This is a genomic window from Arthrobacter sp. GCM10027362 (assembly GCF_042679445.1).
Lineage (GTDB): Bacteria > Actinomycetota > Actinomycetes > Actinomycetales > Micrococcaceae > Crystallibacter.
This window is the reverse complement of the sequence record NZ_JBHTML010000206.1, coordinates 1-6721: the sequence shown is the minus strand read 5'-3', so window position 1 is coordinate 6721 and position 6721 is coordinate 1. Positions and strand designations below refer to the sequence as shown.

Below are 6721 nucleotides of genomic sequence, written 5' to 3'. Positions count from 1 at the left end.
CCGCCCGGCGTCCCGCGCGCCGGCTCACGGCCGGCCGAAGCCGGCCCCGGCGAGGACCTTGCGTCCCGTTTCGCCGCCGACCAAGTCGATGAACTCCGCCGCCAGGTCCTGGTGCCTGCCGCCGCCGACAGCAGCGATCGGGTAGGTGTTCACCGCCGCGGCCGATTCCCGGAGCGGGACGGCCGTGACCTTGCCGGCCGCGCCCTTGGCGTCCGTGACGTAGACCAGTCCCGCGTCCGCCTCGCCGGAGATGACCTTGCCGAGTACGTCCGTGACGGCGGATTCCTCGCTGGCCGGGTGCAGCACGGTCCCGGCGGCGGCCTCGACCTGCTCCGCCGCCGCCCCGCAGGGGACCTGCGGGGCGCAGACCACCACGGTGACGCCGGGCCTGGCCAGGTCGGCGAAGGAGGAGATGCCGGCCGGATTGTCCGGCGGCACGGCGATGGTCAGCAGATTGGTCGCGAAGTCCACCGGTTCGCCCGCCAGCAGCGAGGCGTCCTTGAGCCTGTCCATGTTCCGGCTGTCGGCGGAGGCGAAGACATCCGCCGGGGCGCCCTCGGCGATCTGGGTGGCCAGGTCCGAGGACCCGGCGAAATTCAGTGCCACCGTGGTCCCGGGATGCTGCTGCTCGAAGGTGCCCGCCAGCTCGGTGAAGGTCTGCCTGAGCGAGGCGGCGGCGAAGACGGTGAGCGTTCTGCCTGCCGCGGACGCGTCCGACGGCGCGGCCTCCGGGCTGCCGCAGCCGGCCAGGGCGGCTGCCAGTACGGCGGCCGCCAGCAGGGCTGCGCGGGATTTCATGCCGTGCCTTTCGCGTGCGGGGTTTCGACGATGACGGTGGTGGCCTTAACGACGGCGGTGGCCACCGAGCCCGGTTCCAGGCCCAGGTCCCGCACGGCCTCGGCGCTCATCAGGGACACCACGCGGTGCGGGCCGCACTGCAGCTCCACCTGGGCCATGACCTTGTCCATCACGATGTCCGTGACCAGCCCGACGAAGCGGTTGCGGGCCGAACTGCCAATGCCGGCAGGGTCCTGGGGAAGCACCGCCTGCCGCCGGGCCAGCCGGGCCAGTTCCAGTCCGTCCACGGCGGCATAGCCGGAGGCATCCCTGGCGCCGGACAGCTGGCCGGAGTCCACCCAGCGCCGGACCGTGTCATCGCTGACGCCGAGGAACCGCGCGGCATCGGAAATCCGTATTTGCGGCATAAAAGCCATCATAGATCCGCAATCGCGGAAAAGCGCGCTCCCTTGGCAAGAATTGGCCAGCAGATGTTCCTCCAGCCAAAAGCTGGTCGGGAGATGTCCAGGCCCGGCGTTTTGTGGCCGGGGATGGTCCCCGCTTTCTACTGTGGAACTGCATCTTCCGCCCGATTTCCCGGCGGGAAGGACATCTACCGCCCAATTTTGCGGGAGGCGGGGAAACACGGCGTCATATGGCAACATCTGCGTTCACCCAAGGCGGCGCGGCGCCGGCGCCCGGCTAGATTGGCGGTCAATCTTTCCCTGCCCGCACTGCCGCGGGAGCATCACCCTTAGGACCTCCCATGACCGCAAACTCCACCATTGCCGCGCCGCAGGCCGGCACCGGGACCCCGGAGCGCCGGCTCCGCGGCTCCCTTGGCGTCGCCGGCATCGTCTTCATCGTGGTCGCCGCCGCCTCGCCGCTGGGCGTCATCGGCGGCCCGGTGCCGCTGGGCATCGCCTTCGGCAACGGCGCCGGCTTCCCGTTCGCGTTCGTGATCGCGACGGCGGTGCTGCTGCTGTTCTCCGTCGGCTTCACGACCATGACCCGCTTCGTCCCCACCGCCGGTGCTTTCTTCTCCTACGTGGACAAGGGACTGGGCCGCAGCGCCGGCCTGGGGGCCGCCTTCGTGGCGCTGCTGGCCTATCTGGCCCTGGAGGCAGGCGTGTTCGGCCTGTTCGGCCCGGCCCTGGCCGGCCTGGTCGAATCCTACGGCGGGCCCGCGCTGCCGTGGTGGGTCTGGGCGGCGGCCGGTTTCGTTGCCGTCGTGCTCTGCGGCTACCGCAACATCGAGCTCTCCGGCAAGGTGCTCGCGGTGCTGCTGCTGGCCGAGGTCGCCATTGTGCTGGCGCTCGACGCGGCCGTCATCTTCTCCGGCGGCGGGCCGGAGGGATTCTCCACCGGGATCGTCAGCCCGGCCGACATCCTCTCCGGTGCCCCCGGCTTCGGCATCCTGTTCGCGATCCTGAGCTTCATCGGCTTCGAAGCGACGGCGGTGTTCCGCGACGAGGCGAAGGACCCGGACAAGACCATTCCGAAGGCCACCTACATTTCGCTGCTGTCCATCGGCGGCTTCTACACCCTCTCCAGCTGGCTGCTGATCAGCGGCGTCGGCGAGTCCGCGGTGGTGGCCGAATCCGCCGCGAATCCGGGCACGATCCTGCAGACGACGACGGAGACCTACCTCGGTGCCGCCGGCGGGCACATCATCGCCCTGCTGTTCGTGACCAGCCTGTTTGCCTGCATCCTGTCCTTCCACAACATTTCCTCGCGCTACATTTTCCAGCTTGCCTCCCGGGACGTCTTTACCCGCCGGCTTTCCATCCCGCACCCGCGGCACGGTTCGCCCGCGCCGGCCTCGCTGGCCGCGGCCGGGGTCGTCGCCGTGCTGAACGTGGCCGCCGTGCTGCTGGGCCTGGACCCGATCGTGCAGTTCTACACCTGGCTGGGCGGGATCTCCTCGGTGGGCATCGTGCTGCTGCTGGTGCTCACGTCGGTGGCCGTGCTGGCCTTCTTTGCCCGGCAGGAGCCCGGCGGCAGCACCTGGCAGCGGCGGACCGCGCCGGGGCTGGGACTGGCGGGCCTGCTGCTCTTCCTGGCCATCATCCTGCAGAACCTGCCCACCTTGGTGGGGGAGGAGAGCTACGGTCCGTTCTCCTTCGGCGTGCTGGCACTGCTGGTGCTGGCCTTCGCGGCCGGGCCGGTGGCGGCACGGACCAAGCGCACGGCCGTGCTGCACTGACCCGCCCGCACCGCCCCTGATGATGTCCGAAAGGAACCGACCATGACCACCGAAACCACCCTCCGCAGCCCCTGGGCCGGGCATGCCGGCACCGCCGAGCTGGAGCGCTGGACCGCCGTCGCCGAATCCGTCGCCGCGGAACTGGCCCGCGACGCCCTCGAACGCGACCGCGCCGGTGAAGCCCCGGTGGCCGAGCTGGAACTGCTGCGCAGCTCCGGCCTGGTCAACCTGCTGATCCCGCGCAGCGCCGGCGGCGAAGGCGGGCACTGGGAGACCGCCTTCGCCGCGGTCCGCGCAGTCGCCCGGACCGATGCCTCGATCGGCCAGATCCTGGGCTACCACTATTTGAACAGCGCCTGCATCACCTTCTACGGGGCGCAGGCGGATCAGGAGGCCTGGTACCGGGCCAGTGCCGAGGGCCGCTGGGTATGGGCGGACGCCTTCAACCCCGTGGATCCGGACCTGCAGCTGACCGCGGACGGGGAGGGCTACCGGCTGTCCGGCACCAGGCATTTTGCCACCGGGGCCGCGGCGGCGGACCGCCTGATCACGGCCGCCGTCGCCGCCGGCGGCGCGTACGACGGCGAACTGGTGGTCTTCGCACTGGACGCCCGCCGCGCCGGGGTGGAGCACCTGGACAACTGGGACCATCTGGGCCAGCGCGCCTCCGCCTCCGGGGCGGTGCGCTTCACCGATGTGGCCGTCTGCCCGGCGGACGTGATCGGCACCGATACCGGCGAACCGTTCTCCTCCGTGGTGACCCCCGGCGTGCAGCTGCTCTTCGGCAACATCTACCTGGCCATCGCCGAGGGTGCCCTGGCCCGGGCCCGGGAACTGACCCGGGCCCGGAAGAACTCCTGGTTCCTCTCCGGCGTCGACATCTACGCCCAGGATCCGGCGGTGCACCGGCTCTACGGCGGGCTGGTCGCCAAGACCCAGGCGGTCCGCGCGCTCGCGGACGGGCTGAACCGGAAGTACGACGACGTCGCCGGCCTCGGTGCCGCCGTCACCGCCGCGGACCGGGCCGAACTCGAGGTAGCCGTGGCCGGCCTGAAGGTGGTCTCCACCGAGGTCGGGCTGGAAGTTGCCTCGCGGGTGTTCGAGGCCACCGGTGCCTCGTCCACGGCGAACTCGGTGGGCCTGGATGTGTACTGGCGGAACATCCGCACCCACAGCCTGCACGACCCGGTGGACTACAAGAAGATCGAGGTGGGGGCGTACTTCCTCAACGGCACGGTGCAGCCGGTGTCGCTGTACACCTGACCGCGCGCCCTGCCCCGCCGCACAGGCTCTGGTCCGCCCGGCGGGGCAGGTATAGCCTGAACGAATCCGGCTCCGGCCAGCGACGTTCAGGAGTTCGCAATGGTGGATCGAATCGCAGATATCTGGGGCGCCCGCACGCCGTTCGCCCGGGGCGGGCAGTGGCCGGTGCGGGTGGACCAAAAGCTCGCCGAGGGCCTGGCCGAGCAGGACGTGGACCGCTGGGTGCAGTCGGCCTGCGTGCTGTGCAGCAACGGCTGCGCCTGCGATATTGCGGTCAAGGACGGGCACATGGTCGGGATCCGCGGCCGCGCCGCGGACATTGTCAACCACGGGCGGCTGGGGCCCAAGGGGCTGTTCGCCAGCTGGCAGGGGGTGGACAACCGGGACCGGCTGACCCGGCCGCTGCTCCGGGAGGGCGGCCGGCTGGTGGAAACCGACTGGGACACGGCAATGGAGCGCATCGTGGCCCGCAGCCGGGCCCTGCTGGAGGAAAAAGGCCCCCTCTCGCACGGCTTCTATACCAGCGGCCAGCTGTTCCTCGAGGAGTACTACGCCCTCGGCGTGATGGGCAAGGCCGGCATCGGCACCCCGCACATGGACGGCAACACCCGGCTGTGCACGGCCACCGCCGCGGCGGCGATGAAGGAATCCTTCGGCGCCGACGGCCAGCCCGGCAGCTATGTGGACATTGACGAATGCGATGCCATCTTCCTCTACGGACACAACATGGCCGAGACCCAGACCGTGCTGTGGGCCAGGGTGCTGGACCGGATTGCCGGGCCGGACCGGCCGGCGGTGGTCTGCGTGGACCCCCGGAACACCGAGGTGGCCCGGCTTGCCGACGTCCACCTGGCGGTGCGCCCGGGCACGAACCTGGCGCTGATGCACGGGCTGGTCCGCGAGGTCCTGGCCCGCGGCTGGATCGACGCGGACTACATCGCCGCCCACACGCTGCGCTTTGCCGACCTGCAGGCCGCGGTGGAACCCTGGACGCCCGAAGCCGTGGCGGAAACCTGCGGGGTCGATGCGGCGGACGTGCGCCGGGCGGCGGAAATCTTCGGCACCGCGGAACGGGTCCTCTCCACCGTGCTGCAGGGCTTCTACCAGTCCTGGCAGGCCACCGCCTCCTCCTGCCAGGTCAACAACCTGCACCTGCTGCGCGGTTTGCTCGGCAAACCCGGCTGCGGCATTCTGCAGATGAACGGCCAGCCGACGGCCCAGAACAACCGCGAGTGCGGGGCGGACGGGGATTTGCCCGGGTTCCGCAACTGGGAAAATCCCGAGCACGTCAAGGAACTGGCCGAGCTCTGGGGCGTCGACGAGCTGAAGATCCCGCACTGGGCTCCGCCGACGCACGCCGCGCAGATTTTCCGCTACGCCGAGCAGGGATCGATCGGCTTCCTGTGGATTTCGGCCACCAACCCGGCCGTATCGATGCCGCAGCTGCCCCGCATCCGGAACATCCTGGCCAGGCCGGAGCTGTTCCTGGTGGTCCAGGACCTGTACCTGACCGAGACCGCGCAGTACGCCGACGTCGTGCTGCCGGCGGCAGCCTGGGGCGAGAAGACCGGCACCTTCACCAACGTCAACCGCACCGTGCACTTGTCCGAGAAGGCGGTGGAACCACCCGGGGAAGCCCGCAGCGACCTGGACATCTTCCTGGACTACTCCCGCCGGATGGGTTTCCGCCGCAAGGACGGGGCGCCCCTGCTGGACTGGACCGGTCCGGAGGACGCCTTCCGGGCCTGGCAGGCGTGCACCCGCGGCCGGCCCTGCGACTACACCGGCCTCAGCTACGGGCGGCTGCGCGGCGGCAGCGGCATCCCCTGGCCGTGCAACGACGAGCACCCGGACGGCACGGTGCGGCTCTACCGCGACGGGACCTTCCCCACCGACCCGGATTACTGCGAAACCTACGGCCACGACCTGCTCACCGGCGCCAGCGTGGGACCGACGGCGTACCGGGCCCTGGCCCCGGCCGGCCGGGCCATCTTCAAGACGGCCCCGTTCAGCCCGCCGCCGGAGGAACCGGACGCGGAATATCCCCTGCGCTACACCACGGGACGGACCGTGTACCACTTCCACACCCGCACCAAGACCGCCCGCGCCCCGCAGCTGAACCGCGCCGCCCCGGACGCCTGGGTGGAGCTTTCCGCGGCGGACGCGCAGGCGTACGGCGTCGGCGAAGGCGACATCGTCGCCGTCGTCTCGGCCCGCGGCCGGATCACGGCACCGGTGCGCATCGCCGACATCCGCGAGGGGACCGTCTTCGCCCCCTTCCACTACGGCTACTGGGACACCGGCGGCGGCCCGGACAGCCATCCTCGGGCGGCCAACGAACTGACCCTGACCGAATGGGACCCGGTCTCCAAGCAGCCGATCTTCAAGACCGCCGCCGTCCGGCTGGAGAAGGTCGCCGCCGGGGCCGGGCCCGCCCCGGCCCCCACCACCGCCGCGTCCCGGCCGGCCGGCCCC

5 protein-coding genes are annotated in these 6721 nt (G+C 70.8%); 3 read left to right on the top strand and 2 right to left on the bottom strand.

Translation table 11 applies throughout. The annotated features are described in order from the left end of the window. Positions 1 to 24: 24 nt before the first annotated feature. A complete protein-coding gene (modA, locus tag ACFQ36_RS19610; RefSeq protein WP_377016691.1) occupies positions 25 to 798 on the bottom strand; it encodes a molybdate ABC transporter substrate-binding protein in 774 nt (257 codons plus the stop codon). Then, positions 795 to 1205 (bottom strand): molybdopterin-binding protein, encoded by a 411-nt coding sequence (locus ACFQ36_RS19605; RefSeq protein WP_377016689.1) that lies wholly within the window; start codon positions 1203 to 1205, stop codon positions 795 to 797. The genes modA and ACFQ36_RS19605 overlap by 4 nt, the downstream gene beginning before the upstream one ends. 338 nt (positions 1206 to 1543) lie before the next feature. On the opposite strand from ACFQ36_RS19605, the gene ACFQ36_RS19600 reads away from it, so the two are divergent. From ACFQ36_RS19600 to ACFQ36_RS19590, 3 genes are all read left to right on the top strand, one after another. After that, a complete protein-coding gene (locus tag ACFQ36_RS19600; RefSeq protein ID WP_377016687.1) occupies positions 1544 to 2983 on the top strand; it encodes an APC family permease in 1440 nt (479 codons plus the stop codon). A gap of 42 nt (positions 2984 to 3025) precedes the next feature. After that, positions 3026 to 4246 (top strand): acyl-CoA dehydrogenase family protein, encoded by a 1221-nt coding sequence (locus ACFQ36_RS19595; RefSeq protein ID WP_377016685.1) that lies wholly within the window; start codon positions 3026 to 3028, stop codon positions 4244 to 4246. A gap of 99 nt (positions 4247 to 4345) precedes the next feature. Then, positions 4346 to 6721 (top strand): molybdopterin oxidoreductase family protein (locus ACFQ36_RS19590; RefSeq protein ID WP_377016683.1); only part of this gene is annotated, 2376 nt, incomplete at its 3' end.

What these genes read in the sequence shown, in the direction of transcription:
- ACFQ36_RS19595 (WP_377016685.1), top strand. Translation starts at nt 3,026, where the DNA reads ATGACCACCGAAACCACCCTCCGCAGCCCCTGGGCCGGGCATGCCGGC.
- ACFQ36_RS19600 (WP_377016687.1), top strand. Translation starts at nt 1,544, where the DNA reads ATGACCGCAAACTCCACCATTGCCGCGCCGCAGGCCGGCACCGGGACC.
- ACFQ36_RS19605 (WP_377016689.1), bottom strand. Translation starts at nt 1,205, where the DNA reads ATGCCGCAAATACGGATTTCCGATGCCGCGCGGTTCCTCGGCGTCAGC.
- modA (WP_377016691.1), bottom strand. Translation starts at nt 798, where the DNA reads ATGAAATCCCGCGCAGCCCTGCTGGCGGCCGCCGTACTGGCAGCCGCC.